This window comes from Flavobacterium cellulosilyticum, assembly GCF_004349355.1.
GTDB classification, from domain to species: Bacteria; Bacteroidota; Bacteroidia; order Flavobacteriales; family Flavobacteriaceae; genus Flavobacterium; species Flavobacterium cellulosilyticum.
Map to the genome: position 1 here is coordinate 21,590 of NZ_SMFK01000017.1, position 24,750 is coordinate 46,339.

21 protein-coding genes and 1 pseudogene are annotated in these 24,750 nt (G+C 33.3%); 16 read left to right on the forward strand and 6 right to left on the reverse strand.

Annotation, left to right across the window (positions count from 1 at the left end; all coding sequences use genetic code 11):
• Positions 1-17 precede the first annotated feature (17 nt).
• From E0F76_RS16940 to E0F76_RS16970, 7 genes and pseudogenes are all read left to right on the forward strand, one after another.
• Positions 18-2,165, forward strand: coding sequence for a glycoside hydrolase family 2 TIM barrel-domain containing protein (locus tag E0F76_RS16940; RefSeq protein ID WP_281275295.1), 2,148 nt, complete (start codon positions 18-20; stop codon positions 2,163-2,165).
• Between the two features lies 1 nt (position 2,166).
• Positions 2,167-5,142: a glycosyl hydrolase 115 family protein gene (locus E0F76_RS16945; RefSeq protein ID WP_132008950.1), complete on the forward strand. Its 2,976-nt coding sequence runs from the start codon at positions 2,167-2,169 to the stop codon at positions 5,140-5,142.
• Positions 5,143-5,341: 199 nt separating this feature from the next.
• Positions 5,342-5,770: an SDR family oxidoreductase gene (locus tag E0F76_RS16950; protein WP_246022096.1), complete on the forward strand. Its 429-nt coding sequence runs from the start codon at positions 5,342-5,344 to the stop codon at positions 5,768-5,770.
• A 25-nt stretch (positions 5,771-5,795) separates the two neighbouring features.
• Positions 5,796-6,723: pseudogene (gene uxuA, locus E0F76_RS16955) on the forward strand (mannonate dehydratase).
• A 115-nt stretch (positions 6,724-6,838) separates the two neighbouring features.
• Positions 6,839-7,894 carry a GntR family transcriptional regulator gene (locus tag E0F76_RS16960; protein WP_132008952.1) on the forward strand — a complete coding sequence of 352 codons (1,056 nt, stop codon included), beginning with the start codon at positions 6,839-6,841 and terminating at the stop codon, positions 7,892-7,894.
• Positions 7,895-8,401: 507 nt separating this feature from the next.
• Positions 8,402-8,749, forward strand: coding sequence for a hypothetical protein (locus tag E0F76_RS16965; protein WP_132008954.1), 348 nt, complete (start codon positions 8,402-8,404; stop codon positions 8,747-8,749).
• Positions 8,750-8,862: 113 nt separating this feature from the next.
• Positions 8,863-10,314 carry an FAD-linked oxidase gene (locus E0F76_RS16970; RefSeq protein ID WP_181954050.1) on the forward strand — a complete coding sequence of 484 codons (1,452 nt, stop codon included), beginning with the start codon at positions 8,863-8,865 and terminating at the stop codon, positions 10,312-10,314.
• Between the two features lie 105 nt (positions 10,315-10,419).
• On the opposite strand, the gene E0F76_RS16975 is transcribed toward E0F76_RS16970, so the two are convergent.
• On the reverse strand, positions 10,420-10,728 hold the full coding sequence (locus E0F76_RS16975; RefSeq protein ID WP_132008957.1) for a hypothetical protein: 309 nt from the start codon (positions 10,726-10,728) through the stop codon (positions 10,420-10,422).
• 221 nt (positions 10,729-10,949) lie between these two features.
• Between E0F76_RS16975 and E0F76_RS16980 the strand changes: the two genes are divergently transcribed.
• The 9 genes from E0F76_RS16980 (at position 10,950) to E0F76_RS17015 (ending at position 20,863) form a co-directional block, all read left to right on the forward strand.
• Positions 10,950-12,041 carry a DUF3667 domain-containing protein gene (locus tag E0F76_RS16980; RefSeq protein WP_132008960.1) on the forward strand — a complete coding sequence of 364 codons (1,092 nt, stop codon included), beginning with the start codon at positions 10,950-10,952 and terminating at the stop codon, positions 12,039-12,041.
• A gap of 223 nt (positions 12,042-12,264) precedes the next feature.
• Positions 12,265-12,510, forward strand: coding sequence for a heavy-metal-associated domain-containing protein (locus E0F76_RS16985; protein ID WP_132008963.1), 246 nt, complete (start codon positions 12,265-12,267; stop codon positions 12,508-12,510).
• 322 nt (positions 12,511-12,832) lie between these two features.
• Positions 12,833-15,340 carry a nitrite reductase large subunit NirB gene (gene nirB, locus E0F76_RS16990; protein WP_132008966.1) on the forward strand — a complete coding sequence of 836 codons (2,508 nt, stop codon included), beginning with the start codon at positions 12,833-12,835 and terminating at the stop codon, positions 15,338-15,340.
• 109 nt (positions 15,341-15,449) lie between these two features.
• Positions 15,450-15,827, forward strand: a complete 378-nt coding sequence (gene nirD, locus E0F76_RS16995; protein ID WP_132008969.1) for a nitrite reductase small subunit NirD — start codon at positions 15,450-15,452, stop codon at positions 15,825-15,827.
• Positions 15,828-15,862: 35 nt separating this feature from the next.
• Positions 15,863-16,444: a DUF4202 domain-containing protein gene (locus tag E0F76_RS17000; RefSeq protein ID WP_132008972.1), complete on the forward strand. Its 582-nt coding sequence runs from the start codon at positions 15,863-15,865 to the stop codon at positions 16,442-16,444.
• Positions 16,445-16,455: 11 nt separating this feature from the next.
• On the forward strand, positions 16,456-18,264 hold the full coding sequence (locus tag E0F76_RS17005) for a sensor histidine kinase (RefSeq protein ID WP_132008975.1): 1,809 nt from the start codon (positions 16,456-16,458) through the stop codon (positions 18,262-18,264).
• A gap of 86 nt (positions 18,265-18,350) precedes the next feature.
• Complete coding sequence (locus E0F76_RS19395) at positions 18,351-18,494, forward strand: hypothetical protein (protein ID WP_165932732.1); 144 nt, start codon at positions 18,351-18,353, stop codon at positions 18,492-18,494.
• A 78-nt stretch (positions 18,495-18,572) separates the two neighbouring features.
• Positions 18,573-19,235 (forward strand): response regulator, encoded by a 663-nt coding sequence (locus E0F76_RS17010; RefSeq protein WP_132008978.1) that lies wholly within the window; start codon positions 18,573-18,575, stop codon positions 19,233-19,235.
• Between the two features lie 134 nt (positions 19,236-19,369).
• On the forward strand, positions 19,370-20,863 hold the full coding sequence (locus E0F76_RS17015) for an MFS transporter (RefSeq protein WP_132008981.1): 1,494 nt from the start codon (positions 19,370-19,372) through the stop codon (positions 20,861-20,863).
• A gap of 210 nt (positions 20,864-21,073) precedes the next feature.
• Here the strand turns inward: E0F76_RS17015 and E0F76_RS19490 are convergent, their stop codons facing one another.
• The 5 genes from E0F76_RS19490 to E0F76_RS17035 all read right to left on the reverse strand — a co-directional run bounded on the left by E0F76_RS19490 (position 21,074) and on the right by E0F76_RS17035 (position 24,748).
• A complete protein-coding gene (locus E0F76_RS19490; protein ID WP_246022097.1) occupies positions 21,074-21,274 on the reverse strand; it encodes a hypothetical protein in 201 nt (66 codons plus the stop codon).
• Positions 21,275-21,486: 212 nt separating this feature from the next.
• Positions 21,487-21,630: a hypothetical protein gene (locus E0F76_RS19495; RefSeq protein WP_220398943.1), complete on the reverse strand. Its 144-nt coding sequence runs from the start codon at positions 21,628-21,630 to the stop codon at positions 21,487-21,489.
• A gap of 94 nt (positions 21,631-21,724) precedes the next feature.
• Positions 21,725-22,531, reverse strand: a complete 807-nt coding sequence (locus tag E0F76_RS17025; RefSeq protein ID WP_132008984.1) for an ABC transporter ATP-binding protein — start codon at positions 22,529-22,531, stop codon at positions 21,725-21,727.
• Positions 22,532-22,550: 19 nt separating this feature from the next.
• Positions 22,551-23,438, reverse strand: coding sequence for a nitrate ABC transporter permease (ntrB, locus tag E0F76_RS17030; protein WP_132008987.1), 888 nt, complete (start codon positions 23,436-23,438; stop codon positions 22,551-22,553).
• A gap of 83 nt (positions 23,439-23,521) precedes the next feature.
• Complete coding sequence (locus tag E0F76_RS17035) at positions 23,522-24,748, reverse strand: CmpA/NrtA family ABC transporter substrate-binding protein (protein ID WP_132008990.1); 1,227 nt, start codon at positions 24,746-24,748, stop codon at positions 23,522-23,524.
• Positions 24,749-24,750: the final 2 nt, after the last annotated feature.

A 24,750-nucleotide genomic window follows, 5' to 3' on the forward strand; every position in this document is an offset into this window, starting at 1 on the left:
GTTTTAGATCCATAAAAATCGATGATAGAGGGCGGTTTTTAGTAAACGGAAATCCAGTAAAATTAATTGGAGTCAACCGTCATGACCATAACATGACCAATGGAAAAACGGTTTCAAGAGCAGACATGGAAAAAGACGTGCAGTTGATAAAGAAATTCAATTTCAATGCAGTTCGTACGTCGCATTATCCTAATGATCCCTATTTCTATGATTTATGCGATGCCTATGGAATTTATGTGATGGACGAAGCCAATCTTGAAACTCATGGTCTAGGAGGGAAACTAGCCAATGATCCCGCTTGGGCCAACGCCTTTTTAGAAAGAGGAATTAGAATGGTCGAAAGGGATAAAAACCATCCAAGTGTGGTTATTTGGTCACTAGGAAATGAATCGGGAATGGGGCCCAATCATGCAGCTATGTCGGCCTGGATAAAAGGGCTGGATCCTACACGATATGTGCATTATGAAGGAGCGCAAGGAGACCCATCAGATAAGAGGTACATAAAGAACTTTTGGCCATCTAATCAAGGCAATCCAACGGATCCTAAATGGGTAGATATGCTCAGTAGGATGTATCCTCAACCGGAAGAATTAGAAGAACTAATAGTAGACACTCAATTTGATAAACGACCCGTTTTAATGTGTGAATATGCACATGCTATGGGGAATTCTTTAGGAAACTACAAAACGTATTGGGATGTAGTTTATAAGTATGATAGAGCCATGGGCGGTTTTATTTGGGATTTTATCGATCAAGGTATTTTGCAAAAGGACAGTAACGGAAAAGCATTTTTTGCTTACGGTGGCGATTTTGGAGACATTCCCAACGATGGTAGCTTTTGTATCAATGGAATTGTAGCAGCAGACAGGACTCCCAAGCCAGAAATATATGAAGCAAAAAAGGTAAATCAGCCAGTAGTAATAAAAGCGGTCGATGCTTTAAAGGGAAACTTTTCAATTCTAAACCGTCATCATGCTTCCGATTTGTCCCATTATAATTTGGTTTGGAATATAACCGAAAATGGAGTAATTATTCAATCAGGAGCCATTCCTTCTATGAGTACAAAACCTTATCAAGAGGAACTTTTTACGATTGATTTTAAAAACATAAAACCAAAAACTGGAAGTGAGTACTTTATCAACATCAATGGAATGTTGAAAGAAAATACACTTTGGGGAAACAAAGGCTATGTAGTTTTTGAAGAGCAATTCAAATTAGACGTTCCCTCAGTTGCAATACATTCTATTCAAAGTAAAATTGAATTGACAACAACACAAACTGAAGATGCTATTGAGGTAAAAAATAAGCTAGTTGAGTTGGTTTTTGATAAGAAAACAGGATGTATTACAACTTACAAAGTCAACGGAATTAATATCCTAGAAAAACCTTTAAAATTGAACTTTTGGAGACCCGAAACGGAGAATGACAAAGCCTATCGAAGATCTATGAATAAAAGTGATGAATTAGAATGGATGCATGCGGGAGAGCAATTTAAAGTTACTCAAACTTCTGTAGCCTCAGAAAAGGGAAAAGTTACAATTAATGTCACTGGGATTATTGTCCAACCTAAAACAGAAGTGAATTTGGTGTATACGGTTTTAGGAGAGGGTTATGTAAAAGTAAAAAGCACTGTAACTATTGATAAAAGTAGTCCAGATATACCTAAAATAGGAATGCAGTTTGATGTTTCAAATGCGTATCAAGATGTCAGTTATTTTGGTAAAGGCCCACAAGCCAATTATCAAGATAAAAATACAGGTGCTTTGATGGGAATTTACAAAGGCAACGCTAATACGATGAGTTACGGCTATATTGTGCCTCAAGAATATGGAAATCATATGGAAACGCGTTGGTTTAAACTGTTAAATTCATCGGACAAAGGACTTTTAGTTAAAGGCGAAAATCCAATCAATTTTAGTGTGTGGCCTTATAGCACACAAAACATTAATGATGCTACTCATGTCAATCAATTAATAGATAGAAAAGCGCTTACTGTAAATGTAGATTTGATGCAGATGGGAGTGGGAGGAGATAATACTTGGTCTTTTAAAGCGGAACCGCATGCGGAATATAAAATTAAAGGAGGCGTTTATAGCTATTCTTTTTATTTAATTCCAATTGAAAATAAGAATTTCAAGTTAAACCCAGAAACGATACAATTTTAATATGTGTAAACATACCTTTCTATTTCTAGTAGTTTTTCAATTTAGTTTGTTTGTTCAGGCGCAACAACCTAAATCGGAGTTTTCTATTGTCGAAAACAATAAATCAACTTGCATTTTAACAGATGAAAAAGATTTTAAAGTAGTTCAAATAGCCGCTGGCATTTTTGCTCATGATGTGTTTCAAATTTCTGGTAGGAAAGTAGTAACGGCTGCTGTAAAAAATCAAAAGTCGGACATTACCATTATAGCCGGAACGATTGGTAAAAACAGCACCATTGATGCTATGATTGCCAATAAAAAATTGGATGTTTCAGAATTTAAGGGACAATGGGAACGTTTTTCGATTCAAGTCGTTCAAAATCCAATGAAGGGATTAAAAAAAGCATTGGTTGTTGTTGGAAGCGACCGAAGAGGAACTGCCTATGGGATTTTAGAATTGTCTAGAATGATGGGAATTTCTCCTTGGGAATGGTGGGCCGATGTTAGTCCAGAGAAAAAATCAGAGATTGTAATTTCAGTTGAAAATAAAGTTTCCAAAAGTCCTTCCGTAAAGTACAGAGGAGTATTTCTAAATGATGAAGATTGGGGTTTACAACGTTGGGCTGCGCTCAATTTCGAACCAGAAACGGGCGATATTGGTCCAAAAACCTACGCTAAAGTTTTTGAATTATTGTTGCGTTTGCGAGCCAATACCATCTGGCCAGCAATGCATTCGAGTACCAAGCCTTTTTATTCCTATCCTCAAAATAAAGTTGTTGCCGACGATTATGCCATTGTAATTGGAACCTCGCATGCGGAACCGATGTTAAGTAATATTAATACAGAGTGGAATCATAAAACCATGGGAGAATACCGCTATGACACCAATTCTACTGTGATTAAAAATTTATTCAGCAAACGCGTCAAAGAAACGGCAAAATTCGAAAATATTTATACCACAGGTATGCGTGGAGAACACGATTCACCTATGATTGTGGGCGAAGATGATACGGATCAGCAAGTGAAATTGTTGGAAAATATTATTACGGACCAAAGAGCGATTTTAAAGAAAGAAATAAAAAAAGAACCCAATACGATTCCGCAAGCCTTTGTTCCCTACAAGGAAGTTTTAGATTATTATCAAAAAGGCTTGCAACTTCCTGAAGACATCACCTTAGTTTGGACCGATGACAATTACGGTTACATGCGCCAGCTTAGTAATCCAAAAGAACAAACCCGTTCAGGTGGAGCAGGGGTGTATTACCATACTTCGTATTGGGGACGACCGCATGATTATTTGTGGTTGAATTCTACTAATCCAGTTTTAATGTGGGAGGAAATGTCTAAAGCTTATGAATTTCAATCCCGTGACTTATGGATTTTGAATTGTGGTGACATTAAACCCCACGAATACAATATCGAATTGTTCCTAGATATGGCTTGGAATATGGATGCTTTCGAAAAAAGCACATCGGTAAAGAATCATATGAATGCTTGGGCTGCAAGAGAATTTGGAAACGAAAATGCCACTGCAGTTACCGATATACTATTCGAAAATAACCGATTGGCATTTATAAGACGTCCCGAGTTTATGGCTTGGAGCCAAGTAGAACCTGTGACCAAATCAGGCGTAACCGAATTGAATCAATTTCATTATGGAGATGAGGTTTCCACTCGCATAAATGACTATCAAGCGATAGAAAATACGGTAGAAAAATTATATGCGGATATTCCCGCATTCCGCAAAGATGCTTTTTATCAATTGGTGTATTACCCGGTAATTGCGGCTTCAAAAATCAATCAAAAATGGTTGTACAGTTTCAAAAACGATTTTGATGCCAAGCAAAATAAACGTAGTGCGAATGACGATGGCGAACAAGCTATCAAAGCGTACGAGCGCATTGTTAAAGAAACGCAGCATTACAATGAGACGGTGAGTAAGGGGAAATGGAATCACATCATGACGATGGAACCACGATTTTTGCCAGCATTTAGCAAACCTTCTTTTGTTGTGGTTCATCCGAAAGAAAAAGCGAGTTTAGGCTTGGCTTTGGAAGGCTATGAAATGGAAGTGAATCACGAAATTGTGAATTGTTTTGCCGATGTACTCCCCGTTTTCAATCGATATACTGATAATCATTATTTTATTGATGTCTATTTAAAAGGAGAAGAAAGTATTTCTTGGAAAGCAGTTCCCAAAGCCGATTGGATTCGCATTTCAGAAGCGCAAGGTACTTTGAGTGCTAGCTCTGGAAATCAAAAAAAGAGATTGTGGGTAAGTATTGACTGGGAAAAAGTACCTCAGGGCGAAAATAAAAAAGAAGCCCCTTTGGGACACGATTTTCAATTGATTCCGCCAAGTTATAAAGTAAACAATGCGATTGATTTTGTTACGAAAGACGGTACGATTACCATTGGTGTTTCGGTGTATAATCCCAAATTTGAAGCTTTAGAAAATTATTCTGGATTTATAGAAGACAAAGGTTTTGTTTCTATAAATGCCGAAAATTTCACTCGAAATCAATCAGGAAAAGAGGCTAAATGGGAAACTTTTGAAGGACTAGGGTATAGCGGAAAAGTCATTGCCGCCTTACCAAGAAGTGCCGGTCCAGAAACTGATTTAAAAACAATCCAGCAAAATAGTCCTGTGGTAGAATATGATTTTTACAGCTTCAATTTTGGGGAGGCAGATGTTAGAATTCAAGCCGTACCTACACATGCGGATTATAATGGGCGAGGAGTACGTTGTGCAATAGCCATTGATAATGCAGAACCTGTCATTGTGAATTTTCAAACCTTTGGGCGAAGTGATCAATGGATGCAAAATGTGCTAAAAAATGCCAGTGTACAATCGGCGAAACAAATAATAAATAAGGCAGGAAAACATACCTTGAAAATTTGGATGGTCGATTCGGGTGTCATGTTAGACCAAATTTTAATTGATTTGGGAGGATGGAAAAATTCCTATGCATTCCCTAGGGAAACTTTTAAAAAATAATAAAGTTTTAAATTTATTCAAATTTCTCAAAATCATTTTTCATAGTGTTTTAACTGTTTTGATTTCGTACAAATCAGCATTGAAAACGGATTCCACAAATACTAGAATCTCTTTTATATGTTGAGAAACGCTACTGAAAGCTATTTGCTTTTATTAATTCTAATAAAAAACTTGATGAATCAACTTACGGTTTTATTGGATGTTGCCTTCGCAGGTGTTTTCGGAAGTTTTTGCTAAGCAAAAATCGGGAATTATCATCAATATTTCATCAGCATCGGCTCAAAGACCATTGTCAAGAGTAGTAGGGTATTCTGCTTCAAAAGCAGCAATTGATAATTTTACGAAATGGATGGCAGTGGAATTAGCTGGAAAATATGGTGAAGGATTACGAGTAAATGCGATCGCGCCAGGATTTTTTATTGGAGAACAAAACAGAGCTTTGTTGCTGAAACCAGAAGGAGGTTTAACTCCAAGAGGAGAAAAAATTATCGAGTACACCCCAATGGGACGTTTTAGTGTGCCAGAAGATTTAGATGGTATATTGTTGTTTTTATGCAGTGATATGTCAAAATTTGTAAGTGGAATTGTAGTTCACGTAGATGGTGGATTTGCAGCTTCAAGTATTTAATAAAATTTATAAGCATATTAATATTATGGAACAAATATGGATATGGTATGGACCCAACGATCCAGTAAAATTAGCAGATTCCAGACAAGCTGGAGCAACCGGTGTCGTAACAGCTTTGCATCATATCAAAAATGGGCAGGTATGGGAAATAGATGAAATCATGAAACGGAAAAATGATGTAGAAGGGGCAGGATTGACTTTTTCAGTTGTCGAAAATATACCGGTACATGAAGACAACAAAAAACAATCGGGTGATTATTTGAAATATATTGAAAACTATAAACAAAGCATCAAAAATTTGGCAAAGTGTGGTATTTATGTAGTTTGCTATAATTTCATGCGTGTTTTAGACTGGTTCACAACGGACTTGGCGTATGAAAAGTCAAATGGGTCCAAAGCATTACGATTTGATGTCAACGAATTTGCTGCTTTTGAATTGTTTATTTAAAAAAGACCTGGAGCAGAAAACACCTATTCAGAAGCACAAAAAGTGCAAGCAAAAGCGACTTTTGAAAAGTTGACTGATGCTGATAAAATCAAATTGCAACAAAACATAATTGCAGGTTTGCCAGGTGCTGAAGAATCCTATTCAGTAGAAGATTTCTTGAAAGTGCTGAAAGGATATGATGGAATAGTGCAGCAAAATTAAAAGAAAATCTATATTATTTCCTTCGTGAAATCATACCAGTTGCTTATTCATTTGAGAAGCACAGAGAGATGCCGAAGGGAATTTTTACGAAGCCAATCATTTAGAAGGTGATGTGGATATGTATGAAGTGGTAAAATTAATTCTTAAAAAACAAAAGGAAACCAAAAGAATCATTCCTATGCGTCCCGAACACGGACATCAAATGCTTGACGATTTGGACAAAAAAACAAATCCAGGGTATTCAGGAATTGGTCGTTTGAGAGGTTTGGCAGAATTAAGAGGATTGGAAATGGGAATTGAATGAAGTTTATTTTAACTAATAAATGGGTCTGAAAACATATTTAGCACGAATATTTTTTAACTGTACTATAATATGTCCTAAATTTATACCTCAAAATATACCTTTACAATTATATGATATGAAGCAAGAGCCGCAAAACATAATAATTAAAAAAAACAAAAAATCGAGTATTCCAAAATTTATTCAGGCAGCTGATAGAATCACTGATGAAATAAAATCAGGAAAAATAAAATTAGGAGAATGTATCCCATCGATTAGAGAACTTAGTAATAAGTATTCAATGTCTCGTGATACTATTGAAAAAGCATATAAAATACTCCGAGATCGTAACTTAATATTTTCGGTCAAAGGCGTAGGTAATTTTGTAACTGATGTCATTTCTGAGTCCAAAATCGATGTTTTTTTTCTGATTAACAAACCCAGCTCTTATAAAATGGAAGTCTATAATGCCTTTGTAGATACTCTAGGAATCAATGGACATGTGAATATGTATCTTTATTATTGTGATGAGACACTTTTTATAAATGCGCTAAAGAAAAACATCGCCCATTATGATTATTTTGTTATCATGCCTCATTTTAGAAGTAAAGTAAAAAATCATGTCAATTATACCTCAAAAGTAATCAAGGCTATTGAAACTATACCAAAAGACAAACTCATTATACTTGACAATTCTCACAATGAAATCTCAGGTTCCTTTGCGGCTATCTATCAAGATTTCAAAGAAGATATCATGTATGCATTGGAAAAAGGACTTGAAAAATTAAAAAAATATAAAAAAATAATTCTTGTTTATTCTACTAAAGCTGTCTTTCCATACCCCACAAGTGTGATGGTGGGTTTTAAACAATTTTGCGAAGAACATCAATTTGATTATGAAATCCTTGATGGAATAGATGGCGATTTAGAATTTAAATCAAAAGAAGTCTATATTACAGTAGAAGATGGTGAGTTGGTCTATTTGATACAGCAAATCAGAGAAAAAAATCTTGTTATGGGCAAAGATGTAGGTCTAATATCCTATAATGAAACTCCTTTGAAAGCCCTTCTAGGAATTACGGTTATCAGTACCGATTTCAAAAAAATGGGGGAAGATGCCGCGGAACTTATATTAAATAATAAAAAAGAAATTTTCAAAAATCCATTTAATTATATCGAACGTAATTCGATTTAATATCATAATGCTTCCTTATACTAAATGTAGATTTAGATCGTTCATTATTTAAAGAAATCCAAAATTACGATGCGTTAGGAATATAGGTATAAAAATGAAGTAAACCATTTTCATAAATAAGCCAACTGTCTCGTCCTGAAAAAAGTTGCCTAAAATTACTTTAATTATATCAACAGAATAAAAAAGATTCTTCATATTCATAACGCGAAAGACACAGGTTTGAGTCCTGTTCCCGCTACTAAGCAAGCCATTTAGAAATGAATGGTTTTTTTATTGGAATTACTTTATACTATTTCCCCAGAACATGTAGAATTGATTTATAATTTTTCTTATATTTGGTATAGTCACTTGGTAATAAGTCGTCTAAGTCTGTTTTTTCTTTTTTTTTCTAGACTTATAACTGTAGAATGTGTTTTACTTAATTGGAATTGAATTTATATTTTTAATAAAACTTTAATTCGACTATTTATGAAATCGTTAAATTATTTATCCTAAAAGCAATTAATAATGAAACAATTAAAATGGTTACTAATTATTGTTAGCTGCGCTATACTAACTTCTTGTTACTCGGTGCGGCTCCGAAATGTTAATGGAACTCCTCAACCAGACCCGTTTTCAAATAGAAAAGATTATTATAGAGGTATGGCTGTTGTAGAATTAGATACGATCATAAGTATTAAAATTACTTCAAAAGATTTTACTTATCTCATCAAAGAAAAAGAAGCTTGTGAATCTGGAAAGTTAAATATTATTGAATATCGTAATACTTTCGGTGGTGTATTATTAAGTGCAATCACTTTTGGAAAAAAACGGAAAGTAACTATTAAGTATGTCTGTGAAAAACCTTCAAATTAAAATGTAAGGCTACCACTAAAACAAAATTCTTAGCAGAATGGGATACTTTACATAATAATGGTCCATTTGCGTTAAAGATTCTATATCAAACTAAATTAGAAGAAGCAAGGGTAATGCCCAATAAAATGGATCGTTATAATGATGTTGCAACGGAAATACAGCGTTTAATTAAAGAAACTTTAGACGCTGGACAAGGTTTTCGTGCATACGGATCTGCATGGTCACTAAATAATATTGCTAGCCATAAAGACCGAATGCATTATAATGGTTTTATGAATATTTCAATGCCTATTCATGATGTGGATTGCCATTTAAATTCCAATTATGATCCCACAAATTTATTTCTATTTGAATGTGGAAATACAATAAAAGAAATATCTGAAACTTTAGCAGAAAATGGTAAGTCACTAAAAACATCTGGTGCTAGTAATGGACAAACAATCGCTGGTTGTATTTCTACTGGGGTACATGGCTCCGCTTTAGATGTTGGTTCAGTACAAGATTATGTAGTTGGATTGAATCTAATTATTGGACCAAACAAAGAGGATATAGTTTATATAGAACCTCATTCAAAACCTGCATTAAGTGATGAATTTGCAACTAAGTTAAATGCAAGAGTGATACGAGATGATAATATGTTTTATGCCGCCTTGGTTGGATTAGGTGGCTTTGGTTTTTTGCACGGAATTGTAATTGAGGCGGAGCCAATGTTTTTATTGAAGCGCTACGTAAAAAAAATGGATAAGAACATCGCTTTTGAATTGGCTAGTACAATGGATTTTAAAAATGCTGTATTCACTATTCCTGAAGAAACGGATTCTGATGGTAAAGGAAAAAGACCCTATCATTTTAAAATATTCATCAATCAATATAGTGATGATCCCAATTGTGTCGTTGAACTAATGTATAAAAAAGCGTATCAAAAGCATTATCCTGATCCATTTCCAATTATAAAAGAATCACTTTATAAAGATCTTATCTATCTGTTTGTCAAATTAGCAGAAAATTTGCCTAAAAGCATTCCGTTTTTAGTAAAGCAGTTACGAAATACGATACTTCCAACAGTAAATGAAGAAACAACAGGAATGCTTAAAGAAATATTTTGGGACGCACCCTATCAAGGGCCAGCATTTGCGTGTTCCTTTGGAATAGATCATAAAGATTCTCCTAAAGCCATGGAGCTTTTTGGTAAATTAACACGTGATGAAGGGCCTATTCCGGGGATTTTTGCCATGCGATTTGTCAAACAAACTAAAGCTACGTTGGGTTTTACCCAATTTCCTATTACCTGCATGTTAGAAATAGATGGTGTTCTCTGGTCTGAGAGCGAGAAAATCATGAGTTTAGAGCATTTTTCTATACGTATGATCGAAGTTTTGCAGCAAAATAATATCCCTTTTACATTACATTGGGGCAAAAATAATGGCTGGGCATTTTCTGGATTATTGAATCACATGTACGCTGAAAATGCTGTAAAATGGATTGACGAAAGGAAGAAGTTGTTATCTACAGATATGTATGATTTATTTTCGAATGGATTTTTGCAAACTGTTGGGTTAGCATAGTAAATTAGATTGTGAGTACTTTTAAAGCAATAAAAAACAGTAGTAAATCGGAGCTTACTACTGTTTTGGAATGTCTCTTTGATATTTCAATTTATAAAAAATTTTTTACTCTTTATTTTCCTCTAAATTATGGTGGTTATCACCTCCAATACTATAGCCATTGTTTTCTTCATCTTCGCTACCAATATTTTCTTGTTGATCGTCTAATTCTGCTCCAGGAATATCTAAATCTCCCCCAGACATATCATCCTCAAAATCTTTTTGATTCATTTTGCTAGAATTATTAATTTCAATAGAGATTTTTCTTTTGGAAATATCTTCTGGATTAATATCAATTTCTTTTTTTAATTTATTGTAAATATCCTCATTTGGGGGATAAACTAAAGAGTCTGGTAGTTTTTCTTTCTTTTTCATTGTTCTACTTATTTATCTGATTAAGAGGTGGGTAATGTAGTTATATTAATTGAAATTTATAGTTAAATTAAATACAAATTAAAACATTGTTTTTAATTGAGCTTTGGTAAATAACTGAAATAAAACCTGTAAATTTTACAATGAATAGCTGTAATTAAGTAACTTATAAGTATTCAAAACGCTATAATTTTGCTTCTTAAAATTTATTTTATAAAGTTTAGATGTCAAAAGAAAAAATACGCGATTATAACAATTGCCTTAATTGTGATCATTTAGTAGTAAATAGGTACTGTTCAAACTGTGGACAAGAAAATGTTGAAAGCAAAAAATCTTTCCATCATATATTTATTCATTTTTTTGAAGATCTAACTCATTATGACAATTCCTTTTGGAAAACCATAATTTATTTATTCTTTAAACCTGCTGTTCTAACTAAGGAATATATGGCAGGGAAACGCTTGACTTATTTAGCACCTGTCCGATTGTATATTTTTATTAGTTTTGTAACGTTTTTAACATTTTCTCTTTTTCCAAATTTACCTGTAAATAACGTAGAGCCCATATCGATTAAGGTAAATCAAAAAGAAGTTGTAATTCCAACTATTGATTCTCTTCATATAGAAGAAAAAGGTATTCGTGGTCTTACTAAGGTCGGAATTATATCCCAGAAGAACAAGGATACTATAATTAAGATTTTACAACAAACAAACGAAATTGGCGTTGAAAAAACAGCCAAAAAAGCAGAAGAAACAGATTTTGGCTACAAATCTATCAAAGAATTGGATTCGGTTCAAAGCACCAGTATTAATAATCCAATAATAAGTGATTCTGAATATTGGTTTCTTAAAAAATATGTCGAAGTAAAAGAAGAAAATACAAATGAACAAATTATTGAAAAGTTCGTATATTCTTTTATGAATAATGTTCCGAAAGTTTTGTTTTTATATATGCCTGTTTTTGCCTTTGTTCTTTGGTTGTTCCATGATAAGAAAAAATGGTATTATTTTGATCACGGAATTTTTACATTGCATTATTTTTCCTTTTTACTGCTATTAACATTAATTCTTTTTTTGATAGAAAAAATCATTTTAATGTTTGAATCCACGCAAATTATAGAATGGATACATTTAAGTGTAAAATCAGTTGGTGTTTTTTGGATGATTTATTACTTTTTTCCTGCTCACCGTCGATTTTATGAACATGGGTTTTTAAAATCCTTATATAAAAGTAGCTTGATAATTAGTATTAATATTGTGATTCTTTCGGTTTTAGTGATACTTTCAGCCTTATATACCTTTAATAATATTCATTAATATTAAATAAAAAATCGATAAGACAGCATATTTCAAATGATTATTTTAAATTAGGTTCTTTTTTATTCTAATAGTTGCCTGCTGTTCAAATCAAAAATATAAGACATAATGATTGATGTAAATTACACTGAAATTAGTAGATTTTATTTTATAATTCAAGTAAAATTACTAACTTTAAGTACTATTAATAGGGTTTCTTTTTAATTAATTTAAAACAAATAAAATGAGTTTATTATCAGATAATATTATTCCAGGAAATTACGGTAAACTTTTTGGAACAAATACAGTAGAAGAACAGGATTTATTGTATATCAAAAAGCGTATATTAGAAATTGATGGCGTAAAACGCGTTGAAATAAATAATACTGTTTTTCCAAGAGAATTCACCGTTTATACTTCGAAAATAGTCGCTGTTGTCGATATCGAAAACCTCGTTAAATTAATTGGCTTTAATGCTATTCCACAATAATCACTAAGTAGGAAGTCAAGTTTCTAGTTACGAATACTTATTTTTATTTACTTCTACGTCCAATAATTTACTTCCAATCATAAAATGATGCTCGTAATCAGTAATAAGTATGTCACTTACATATATATTACTGATTGCGCTTTAATCGTTATAATAAATTACTTATTAATCTTTACGATAAAAAACTGTTAATCTTTATTTTAACAGTAAGTAGTGCAATGTTTTAAGTTATTTAATGGTAATTCAAAAAAAAATCATTAATTAAGTATTATAATTAAGTAATTATACTTACTTTTGCTACGTAATACTTAATTAATGCGAAATGATAAAAGTAATAGTAGTCGGAAACGGCATGGTAGGTTATAAATTTTGTGAAAAATTTGTTGCAAAATCAGGACAAGAAAATTTTCAAATTACAGTTTTTGGAGAAGAGCCAAGACGTGCTTATGATAGAGTGCATCTAAGTGAGTACTTTGCAGGTAAGAGCGCAGATGATTTGTCTATGTCAACTTCCAATTGGTATGCAGATAACAATATTATTTTAAATACTTCGGAGTTAATTACAGATATTAGTAGAGAGCATAAAACGATTCATACACATTTAGAAAACACACACAGTTATGACTACTTAGTTTTAGCAACCGGTTCTTCCGCATTCGTACCACCTATTGAAGGGGTAGATAAAGAAGGTGTTTTTGTGTATAGGACTATCGAAGATTTGGATGCAATTATGGCTTATGCCAAAAAAATAAAACAAAATGGATCAACTGAAGCCGCTGTTCTTGGTGGTGGATTGTTAGGTTTAGAAGCAGCCAAAGCGGTTCGTGATTTAGGTCTGAATCCTCATGTAGTTGAATTTGCACCTCGATTAATGCCAAGACAATTGGATAAAGGAGCTAGTGATATGCTGCAGTCTAAAATTGAGGAACTTAATATTGGAATTCATCTAAACAAATCTACTCAATTTATCGCTGGTGAAGATGCAATAACAGGAATGATGTTTGAAGGTGAAAAACTTCTGAAAGTGGATATGCTTGTAATTTCCGCTGGGATAAAACCACGAGATGAACTAGGAAGAGTTGCTGGTTTAGAAGTTGGAGTTCGCGGTGGAATTGTAGTAAATAATAAAATGCAAACGACTGACCCATCCATTTATGCGATTGGTGAAGTAGCTCTTTACAATCATATGATTTATGGACTTGTTGCTCCAGGTTATGAGATGGCCGATGTTGCTGTCGATCAAATCATGCAGGGCGATAAGCAGATGAGAGACACCATTGATATGTCAACTCAATTAAAATTGATTGGTGTTGAAGTGGCTAGTTTTGGCGACCCATTTATCGAAAATGAAGACGTAACTGCAATTGTTTATGAAAATAAATTTAGCGGAATATATAAAAGAATCAATGTTACTAAAGACGGAAAAACATTGTTAGGTGGAATTCTTGTAGGTGATTCGAGTGATTACAACAGCTTGTTCCAGATTTATAGTAATGCGATGAAATTGCCGAAAAATCCAGAAGATTTAATTTTGGGTTCAAGAGGAGGGGGAAGTTCAGCAATGGGAAGTGCTATGGACTTGCCTGATACTGCCGTAATTTGTTCTTGTGAAAATGTAACTAAAGGAAGTATCTGTTGCTCTATTACTGAAGGAAGTTGCGAAACTCTTTCAGATGTAGTCAAATCTACTAAAGCCACTTCAGGTTGTGGTGGTTGTAAACCAATGGTGGTTGATTTAGTAAAAGCAACTCAAAAATCATTAGGAAAAGAAGTAAAGGATGTGGTTTGTGAGCATTTTGCTTACAACAGACAAGAGCTTTATGACATTGTTAAAATCAATAAATTCACAAATCACAATGAAGTATTGGGAACAGTCGGAGTTGGGGATGGTTGTGAAATATGTAAACCTGTTTTGTCTTCTATTTTTTCCAGTATTTATAATGACACCGCTAACAAACATGTTGAAGCACAAGATTCAAACGACCGATTCTTGGCAAACATTCAACGTAATGGAACCTACTCCGTTGTTCCAAGAGTAGCTGGTGGAGAAATTTCAGCCGAAAAACTAATCGTCCTAGGTGAGGTAGCGTTAAAATACAATCTATATACCAAAATTACTGGTGGACAACGTATCGATTTGTTTGGTGCTGAATTAAATGACTTGCCAGAAATATGGAAAATACTTATCGACAATGGTTTCGAAAGTGGTCATGCATATGGAAAATCACTACGTACAGTAAAAAGCTGTGTAGGTAATACTTGGTGTCGTTACGGTATGGATGACAGTACTACTTTTGCAATTGAATTGGAAAACAGGTACAAAGGTTTGCGTTCTCCACATAAAATTAAAGGTGGTGTTTCAGGTTGTATCAGGGAATGTGCTGAGGCTCGAGGAAAAGATTTTGGTGTAATAGCTGTTGATGGTGGATGGAATTTATACATCTGTGGTAATGGAGGTGCAAATCCAAAACATGCTGTTTTATTTGTGGAACAAGTTGACAAAGAAACTTGTTTGAAATACTTAGATCGTTTCTTGATGTTTTATATCCGTACAGCAGGACCATTAGTACGTACTTCTACTTGGTTGGAAAAACTAGAAGGCGGATTGGATTACTTAAAAGAAGTAGTGATAGAGGATAGCCTAGGAATTGCGAATACTTTAGACATAGAAATGCAAGGATTAGTTGATACGTATGAATGTGAATGGACTCAAGTTGTCGAAGATCCTGAAATGCAAAAACGTTTCAGTCATTTTATTAATACAGACGAAAGAGATGAAAACATTGTTTTTGTCCCAATGAGAGATCAAAAAATGCCTAGACTTTGGTAAACTAATAAATAAATATAAATTCTTCCATCAACTTCAACAGATTAATACGGACAAATCGCAGTCAATATTTAAAAATGTTGAAGTGATGGAAATTTTAAAAACAAACATTATGGAAGAAATTTTAAATCAATACGAAACGGTTCAACTAACCGACGTAAAAATTTGGTTCAAAGCTGGAGAAACTACTGATTTCCCTATAGATGGTGGTGGATGTATCAAATATAAAAATAAGCAGATTGCTGTTATCAATTTCTCTCGCAGAAATGAATGGTATGCATGTCAGAATGTTTGTCCACATAAAATGGAGATGGTACTTTCAAGAGGAATGATTGGATCTACAAATGAAATTCCAAAAATTGCCTGCCCAATGCACAAAAAAACATTTTCATTGATTGACGGTACCAATTTAAATGATGAGGATTATTCAATTGCTACATACCCAGTAAAAATTGTTGATAATGAAGTATTCGTTGGCTTTTTAGAATAATTATGTATCTTTGAATTTAAACAATTTAAAAGACAATGACACCATTTCAGAACGCCAGTCAAAGGATTGATGCAGAAAATGCACAAGATCCTAACAGTGAAATAGTTCAATCAAAAACATATCCAAAAGAATTATTATATTCGACTAGAATGTATGAAAAGCTTTTGGATTTTTTTCCTAATGCCTCTCAGGAAGTGCAAATTGCTGCAAAAGCACAACACATTTGCCGATGGAAAATGCCTCGAGAATCCTATACAATGGATCGTATTGGCTATTTAAAATGGCGTGAGGATTTGAAAAAATTTCATGCAAAAACAACTGCAACGATACTTGAAGAATGTGGTTATAGCCAAGAGTTTATCGATAGAGTTTCTTTTCTAATCGAGAAAAAATTACTTAAAAAAGACGAAGAAACACAACTCCTAGAAGATGTAATTTGTTTGGTTTTCTTAGAGCATTATTTTGACCCTTTCGTGCACAAACACGATAGAGAAAAAATGAAAAACATTATTCTAAAAACTTGGAATAAGATGTCAGACAATGGACATCAAGAAGCTTTAAAGATAAATTATAGTGCTGAAAACCTTGAGTTAATAAAAGAGGCTCTTGGATTGTAATTTGGTCTACTATGAAAAACGGAATCAAATTATCTAATGATACATTTACATTCAATAAGTTAAGGCGATTTTATATTTTCGCCTTGTTAACTATTGCTGTAACGGTGATTTTGAGCCAATTTCTAATACAATATAATCTTGAAAGTCAGTTGAGTGACTCCCGAATTATCAATATTTCGGGAAGACAACGTATGTTGAGTCAAAAATTGACAAAAGAAATTTTGATTCTAAACTTTGTGCCCAACAAAGACAAAAAGGACGAAGGAATTAAACGCATAAATGACATCATTACACTATGGAAATTTAATCAAAATGCTTTAGAAAAGGGTAATGATAGCCTTGGATTTCCAAAAGTAATGAGCAAGGAATTGTCTCATTTATTTGTTGCTATAAAACCTAATTTTGATGCTATTGTTACCGCTGCAATACAATTTAAAAACAATCAAACTGCAGGGTTGTACTACAAAGAGAATCAAGAATTAGTTCAAATTATTTTAGAAAATGGAGATGTTTTTCTTAATAAAATGAATCAAATTGTGGGCGAATACGACAAGGAAGCCCATGAGAAAGTAACCCTTCAAAGCAAAACGGAATATTTTATACTTTTCTTTACGCTGTTAGTATTACTATTAGAATTCTTGTTTATTTTCAAACCTACCAACAAAAAAGTTGAAAATTTAATTTCTAAACTTTTATCCTCTGAAAAAAAGGCTATAAAATTAGCTCATGACACTGAATTAATAAGCGAGATAAAAGAAAATTCAGTAAAAGAATTGAAGTCGCTGAATTATGCCATGGAGAATACCTTGCTTTATTGCCGTGTAGCACCTGATGGTTCTATTATTCATATTGGAGAAAAATTCTCTAAACTACTGGATTATAATCCTTTTTTATCGGAAAAACCTTTTGCTCAGGTATTGACACCAATAGAAAAAGAACAGCAATTAATAGAAAGGATAATTTCAGAAAAGCAACGTACTGGTTGGCAAGGAGAACTCAGTATTAGTGGAAGAAGAGGACAGTCAATTTGGTTGGATATGTCCATGGTTCCAGTAATCATTCGAAAAGAAGAGTCAGAATTGTTGATTATTTGTTTTGATATTACGGAACGCAAAATAGCTGAAGAGGAAGTTGAGCGATTAAATGCTGAAAATATTGCTGACAAAATAAATCAACAAAAGATAATTTCGAGTAAGATAGTCGAAAACCAAGAAAACGAACAGAATAGAATTGCTAAAGAAATACATGATGGAATTGGTCAAATGCTGACAGGACTTAAATTTAGTCTAGAAAGCATCGATCTTAATGATAAGGAAAAATCAGCTCAAAAAATTGAATACCTCAAAAAACTGTCATTAGATATTATTAAGGGTGTTCGAACGGCCACATTTAATCTGATGCCGCCTGAATTGAGCGATCATGGCATCAATTCGGCTTTGGCCAAACTTGCGCAAGAATTGTCAAAACTCACTGGAAAAAATATTCTATTTATTAATAAAACCAATTTTGATATTCGAATGGATTCGTTAGTCGAAATTAATATCTATCGTTTGACTCAAGAAGCGATAAACAATGCTATAAAATATGCTGATTCTTCACATATAGTTGTTCAGCTCTCTCATAGTAATGCAATTTTGAGTATTATAGTAGATGATAACGGAAAAGGTTTCGATGTTTCAGCAGTAGAAAAAAAGAGAAACAGCGAATCTGGAATGGGACTCTTGTTCATGAAAGAACGGATTCAGTATATCAATGGTAGGGTTTTTGTCAATTCTATCGTTAATGAAGGAACTCGCATTACTTTCAATATTCCGATTTAAAACAAAGAACTTTCAATTTCAAAAGCAATGACAATTTTAATATTGAAATGATTTTCAAAGAACAAATTATTTAGTTTTTTTTTAAATTGTCATTGCCATTATTTTTTGATATTGCCATTGATATTGCCATTGATATTGCCATTGATATTGCCACTGATTTTGCCGCTGATTTTGCCATTGAATTTGCCATTGATTTTGCCATTGATTTTGCCATTGAAATTGAATTTTGAAAATGTTATTGAAAATACGTATCTTAGCAATATAATAGCTACATATACGTAATAATAAAATTTAACAGTAAGTAAATTATGAATAATCCCATTAGAGTTGTTATAGCAGATGATCATGTTTTTGTAAGAGATGGTATTAAATCATTATTAGAAAGCGAAGTAAATATTGTTGTTGTAGGCGAAGCCACAGATGGATTGGAAGCATTGAAAATTGTTGAAATCCACCAACCTGATATGTTGATTCTGGATATTCGAATGCCAAACATGACTGGTATTGAAGTTGTAGAAAAATTGAGAAGTCAAAACAATCAAGTCAAAATAATAATGCTTTCGATGCATGAGTCGGAAGAATATGTACTTAAATCAATAAAAGCAGGAGCTGATGGTTATTTGTTGAAAGGATCTAGCAAAGAGGAGTTTCTGAAGGCTTTGAATACCGTTGCTGATGGTGGTAAGTATTTTAGTGGTGACATCTCCTCTATTTTGATAGGTCAACTGGTTCATCCTACTGCAATTTCTGCTGAGACAAAAGTGACAATCAACGAAGAAATGCAAATAACCAAAAGAGAAAAAGAAATACTTACTTTGTTATTATCGGGTAAAGGAAATAAAGAAATTGCAGAGGCATTAGATATTAGCAAACGAACTGCAGAAGTGCATCGTTTTAATTTAATGAAAAAATTGAAAGTAAAAAATTTAATGGAACTTTCTAATAAAGCGTCTGAATATTCTTTAATCTGAGGTATTGCAACTTAAAAATACGTATGAAAACTTAAAAAAGTACGTATAAATACTTAATTATTATTGAAAAGCTGCGTTTTCGCAGGTTTTTAATAAGTCTTACTACTTATATTTGTAAAAAAAATATAAGTATTATGAAAAGTGAAACATCATTATCTCAATCACACAAAATTTTATTTTTAAATACACTTGCTTTCACAGTATGTTTTGCCTGTTGGACCTTAAATGGAGTATTAGTTACTTTCTTGGTTGACAATGGTATTTTCAAATGGAGTGTAGTTCAAGTGGGATGGCTTTTAGGAATTCCAATTTTGACAGGATCTATTATGCGTTTGCCAATGGGTATTTTGACAGATAAATTTGGTGGGAAATATGTATTTGGTTTATTACTTTTATTGTGTTCTATACCTTTATTTCTTCTGCCTTATGCAGATAGTTTTGCAATGTTTGCTGTTTTAAGTTTCTTGTTTGGAATGGTAGGTACTGGATTTGCTGTTGGAATTGGTTTTACCTCCGTTTGGTATCCTAAAGAATGGCAAGGTAGAGCATTGGGTATTTTCGGAATGGGAAATGCAGGAGCTGCCATAACAACCTTTATGGCGCCATCTTTATTGAATCATTTTGCAATAGAAGATCCTCAAAATGGTTGGAAAATATTACCTGTAATTTATGGTGTAGCTTTATTGGTTATTGGAGCAATATTTTTAATATTTACTACCAACAAAAAAGTGGAAAAATCGAATAAAACAATTCCTGAAATGCTTTCGACTTTGAAAAGTCCACGTGTATGGAGATTTGGAGCGTATTATTTTCTAGTATTTGGTTTTTTTGTAGCTTATTCACAATGGTTGTTGCCTAACTTTATGAATACGTATCGCACCACTCTTGTTATGGGAGGTATGTTTGCCACTATGTTTAGTTTGCCATCGGGTGTCATCCGGGCTTTTGGAGGTTATTTGTCGGATAAATTTGGAGCCAGAAAAGTGATGTATTGGGTACTTAGTTCAACGGTAATTTTAAGTTTTTTATTGATGATTCCTAGAATGGATGTTTTTACAGCTGGTCCTGGAGTTATGGCAGGTAAAAAAGGAATTGTTACTGAAGTTTCAGCTACAAATATAAAAGTAGGAGACAAAGATTTTCCAGTTAAATTAAAGGATGATGCAACTATGGAAGGATCTATTTTTCCAACTAAAAGTTCTTGGCAAGAGGTTGTTGTAGCTCAGAACCAAGAAGTGAAGAAGAAGGAATTGTTAGCTAAAGGCGTAACTCATATTCATTTTGATGCAAATGTGTGGGTGTATTTATTTTTAGTGATTTTAATAGGTATTTCTTGGGGAATAGGAAAAGCAGCAGTTTACAAACACATTCCTGATTATTTTCCAAATGAAGTGGGTGTAGTAGGAGGAATGGTAGGATTACTCGGAGGACTTGGTGGATTTTTTGGACCAATAATCTTTGGATATCTCTTGACTGCCACTGGTTTCTGGGCGAGTTCATGGATGTTTGTATTAGTATTTTCATCGTTATGTTTGATTTGGATGCACAGAACTATTACTAAAATGATGAACGAAAAACAACAAGATTTATCCTTACAAATGGAGCGTCAATCTTCAAAAAAGAAATAAATTTTTTAATAAATGTTTAACACAAAAGCCTTTGAAGAATTTTAAAGGCTTTTGTGTTTTAATAAGGAATCAATTAATTGATTACAACTCCTTAATTATATCCAATTACTTTTTGTTTAACTCGAAGACAGATTTGCCCATTTCTTCGGTTTCTATGACCAGACAAAATTTAGGATAGCGATTACCATTTTATGTAGAGTTTTATAAAATTCAGGAATTATTTTTCACCAATCTAATATTAATTTCTCTATCCACATAAGTCCATTCTTCAGTTTTCCTCAGTGTGTATAAAAGTTGTTCAAAAGCATCGGCATCAGCATGAGTATACTCGAACCAAGTTAAAAAATCAAAGGGTTCACCAATATCTAGTGAATGGAATAATTTGCGTGCAGTTGCTGGAAGATATTTCATTCCCGTTTGCGTATGTTGTGATTTGTTTTCCATTATTTTCCTCCGTTCATCTTGCGCCAGATTCTCCACCAAGTTTCTGATTTTTTAATCGGAATAAAAGCAGCTAGGCTAGCATTTGATCTATCAAGTTCTTTTTGAATTGAAGTCAATTTGTCTTTGTCATCTTTTTCAGTGTAACATAAATTGCTGATAATTCCTTTGAGAGTCGAGATTCATGTATTGTTTTGAGCTAAATTGCTAGGTACTTTTGAAAGGTGAGAAACTAATGGTATTGGATTACCCATAAGAGTTGCCATTGAAGTTACATTCCAGTCTCCAGTTTTATCACCGACGAAATCATATATCGTACTTGTCATTACTATTTCTTAAATTAATTACAGTATTTTTTTAATATAAAAAATTCCCATAATGCAGTGCATCACAGGAATTCTAAACAAAACCAATTTTACGCTAACTTTTGTACACCATTCCCATATCTTCAATAGAAAAGGTGTCTGTTAATAAGTGTAATAATCGATCTCTTAGTTCTATATATTCAGGTAATTTTACAATTTCTATTTTGTTTCTAGGTCTAGGTAAGTGAACCTCTTCTATTTCTCTAATAGTTGAAGCTGGACCATCATTTAATACCACAATTCTATCGGATAAAAATAAGGCTTCTTCTATGTCATGTGTAATCATGATAATAGTTTTGTCTCTATTATTTAAGTTCCATAATTTCAACACTTCCAGCTGCATAGTACTTTTGGTAAATGCATCCAAAGCGCCAAAAGGCTCGTCTAATAATAATACTCCTGGATTGATGGCGAATGCTCTTGCAATAGCCACTCTTTGTTTCATTCCACCTGATAATTGTCCGGGTAATTTATCTCTATGGGTAAGTAAATTAACCATTTTAAGATAATGATCTACAATGTCATGCTTTTCTTTCTTAGAGCAATCCATAACGGAATCAACTGCTTGAAAAATGTTTTCATGTACAGACAACCACGGTAAAAGTGAATAATTCTGGAAAACAATTCCTCTATCTGGTCCAGGTCCTTTTATTGTTTTACCATCTAATACAACTGTTCCTCCAGTTGGAGTTATCATTCCAGCAATGGCATTCATAATGGTTGATTTGCCACAACCTGAATGACCTATTATTGATATTATTTCTCCTTTTTTTATGGATAAATTAATACCTGTTACAGCAACATATTTTCCTTTTGGTGTTGGAAACGAAATTTCCAAATCCTTAATTTCTAAATAACTCATAGTCGTATGTTTTAATTTGTTAAGCTTTATAGGCTACCTTAGTTTCTATATAAGTAAATATTCTGTCGAAAAGCAATCCAACAACACCAATAATGATTATTGCAGAAATTACTTTTTCTAAACTCAGTGCATTCCAACTATCCCATACAAAGAATCCAATTCCTGATCCACCTGATAGCATTTCCCCTGCAACGATAACTAACCAAGCAACACTAATACTCAATCGTAGCCCAGTAATAATATGAGGCAAACTATAAGGGATTAATATTTTAGTTAAATATCTCGTTGTTGAAAATCCAAAAGCTTTTGCCACGTTTTTATGATCTTGTGGAATGGAGGCAACTCCAAACGAAGTATTGATTAAGGTAGACCAAAGAGAAGTTATGAATACGATAAAAATAGTTGCTAGCCCCGTGTCTTTAAATACAACTAAGCCAATTGGGAACCAAGCCAAAGGGGATACTGGTTTAAGTAATTGTACAATAGGATATAAAATTTGTTTGCTAATTGTGCTTGCTCCCATTAGTATTCCAATTGGAATTGCAATTAAAGAACCTAAAGTAAAGCCAAGTAATACCGTTTTTATGGAGTTAAATAGTTGTAAACCAATTCCTTTGTCGTTAGGTCCATAATCGTAAAAAGGATCACTAATCATTTCTTTTAAAACAGTTAATGTTGCTGTTGGTCCAGGAAGTGCGTCTTTGGTGTAAAGACTTAATAAACTCCATAATCCACCAAATAAGAGTAAACCAATACAAGCCAAAATCAACGATTTTGTTTTTAAAAGTATTGTGCTTAATGCTGATTTAAATTTAAAATCCCTAATTGAGCTTTTTACATTTGATTTTTCAAAAATGTTGATTGTTTCGTCGTTTTCCTGTAGGGTTAAAGTGTTTTTGTCAGACATAATATTTGATTTAGTTTAATATTGTATTTTAATTGTATGCTACTCCCTCACCTTAAGAGAGGGAATAGAATATAATGTTTGAATTATTTTTTCACTACTTTTAAATAAGCAGCAGGATTTGAAGGGTCAAAAAGGGTTTTATCCATAGTCAATGAAAAGGGTTTCATATCATCAGTAGGTATTTTTACTTTCATGCTTTTGGCTACTTCTTCATATAAATCTTGAAGGATCAATTTATCAGCAATTGCTTTATAATTTGGTGCATCTTTCAAATATCCAAAGCGAACAAATTGTGCCATCGCCCAAATTGCATAAGATTTTCGTGGATAGTTTACAGTTCCACCTTTGTAAAATACCATATAATCATTGTCGTAAATTTCTGTTCCTTGGTTGCAACCTAAATCATAATTCCCCATTAGTCTGTTTTCAATTACATCAGCTGGTGCATTTACATAAGGCGCTTTTCCGATAATTGATGCAGCTTTTTTACGATTTGCAGGTACATCTAGCCACATGCAGGCTTCCATAATAGCTTTCATAACTTTTTTCAGATCTTCTTTACGGTCTTCACTAAATTCTTTATTGACAACCAATGCTTTTTCAGGATGGTCTTTCCAGATATCTTGTGTTGCAATTTGAGTAAAACCAACTCCTTGTTTTACGGCAACTCCACCCCAAGGTTCACCTACGCAAAATCCATCCATATTTCCCACTTTCATGTTGGCCACCATTTGAGGAGGCGGAATAGTGATTATTTTCACCGCTTTTTGGTTCAATCCTGCAATTGCCATCCAGTTTCTTAACCATAAATCGTGAGTTCCACCAGGGAAAGTCATTGCGAATGTTACTTCTTTTTCCGCTTTTATTTTTGCGGCTACAACTGGAGCAATTTTATTCATTTGTTTAAAAGCTACCTTACCACAAAAATCATTTGAAAGTGTGATGGCTTGGCCATTTTCACTCAACATCATTGCAATTTTCATTTCTGATCCCGCTTTTCCACCAACTCCAGTGTATACTGAAAAAGGCATAGTATATAAACAATGCGCTCCGTCAAGTTCGCCAGTTAAGATTTTATCACGAACATTTGCCCAAGAAGATTCTTTAGTTACAATTACTTCAACTCCATATTTTTTGAATAATCCGAGTTCCTTTGCCATAACAATCGGAGAACAATCGGTAAGTGGAATAAATCCTAATTTTATAGGCTCTTTAGATTGTGCATTTGATGAGAATGAAACTAGCGCTACTACCATCGTTAGTATCGATGTCGTTATAAGACTTGCTATTTGTTTGTTTAATTTTTTCATTT

Excerpts from the sequence above, each read along its gene's own strand:
- E0F76_RS16975 (WP_132008957.1), bottom strand. The coding sequence starts at position 10,728 with ATGAAAAAGAAAGAAAAACTACCAGACTCTTTAGTTTATCCCCCAAAT.
- nirB (WP_132008966.1), top strand. The coding sequence starts at position 12,833 with ATGATAAAAGTAATAGTAGTCGGAAACGGCATGGTAGGTTATAAATTT.
- E0F76_RS16960 (WP_132008952.1), top strand. The coding sequence starts at position 6,839 with ATGAAGCAAGAGCCGCAAAACATAATAATTAAAAAAAACAAAAAATCG.
- E0F76_RS19495 (WP_220398943.1), bottom strand. The coding sequence starts at position 21,630 with ATGACAAGTACGATATATGATTTCGTCGGTGATAAAACTGGAGACTGG.
- E0F76_RS16985 (WP_132008963.1), top strand. The coding sequence starts at position 12,265 with ATGAGTTTATTATCAGATAATATTATTCCAGGAAATTACGGTAAACTT.
- E0F76_RS17015 (WP_132008981.1), top strand. The coding sequence starts at position 19,370 with ATGAAAAGTGAAACATCATTATCTCAATCACACAAAATTTTATTTTTA.
- E0F76_RS17005 (WP_132008975.1), top strand. The coding sequence starts at position 16,456 with ATGAAAAACGGAATCAAATTATCTAATGATACATTTACATTCAATAAG.
- E0F76_RS17000 (WP_132008972.1), top strand. The coding sequence starts at position 15,863 with ATGACACCATTTCAGAACGCCAGTCAAAGGATTGATGCAGAAAATGCA.
- nirD (WP_132008969.1), top strand. The coding sequence starts at position 15,450 with ATGGAAGAAATTTTAAATCAATACGAAACGGTTCAACTAACCGACGTA.
- E0F76_RS17010 (WP_132008978.1), top strand. The coding sequence starts at position 18,573 with ATGAATAATCCCATTAGAGTTGTTATAGCAGATGATCATGTTTTTGTA.
- E0F76_RS17035 (WP_132008990.1), bottom strand. The coding sequence starts at position 24,748 with ATGAAAAAATTAAACAAACAAATAGCAAGTCTTATAACGACATCGATA.
- E0F76_RS16950 (WP_246022096.1), top strand. The coding sequence starts at position 5,342 with ATGTTGCCTTCGCAGGTGTTTTCGGAAGTTTTTGCTAAGCAAAAATCG.
- E0F76_RS19490 (WP_246022097.1), bottom strand. The coding sequence starts at position 21,274 with ATGAAATATCTTCCAGCAACTGCACGCAAATTATTCCATTCACTAGAT.
- E0F76_RS17025 (WP_132008984.1), bottom strand. The coding sequence starts at position 22,531 with ATGAGTTATTTAGAAATTAAGGATTTGGAAATTTCGTTTCCAACACCA.
- ntrB (WP_132008987.1), bottom strand. The coding sequence starts at position 23,438 with ATGTCTGACAAAAACACTTTAACCCTACAGGAAAACGACGAAACAATC.
- E0F76_RS16945 (WP_132008950.1), top strand. The coding sequence starts at position 2,167 with ATGTGTAAACATACCTTTCTATTTCTAGTAGTTTTTCAATTTAGTTTG.
- E0F76_RS16965 (WP_132008954.1), top strand. The coding sequence starts at position 8,402 with ATGAAACAATTAAAATGGTTACTAATTATTGTTAGCTGCGCTATACTA.
- E0F76_RS16970 (WP_181954050.1), top strand. The coding sequence starts at position 8,863 with ATGCCCAATAAAATGGATCGTTATAATGATGTTGCAACGGAAATACAG.
- E0F76_RS16980 (WP_132008960.1), top strand. The coding sequence starts at position 10,950 with ATGTCAAAAGAAAAAATACGCGATTATAACAATTGCCTTAATTGTGAT.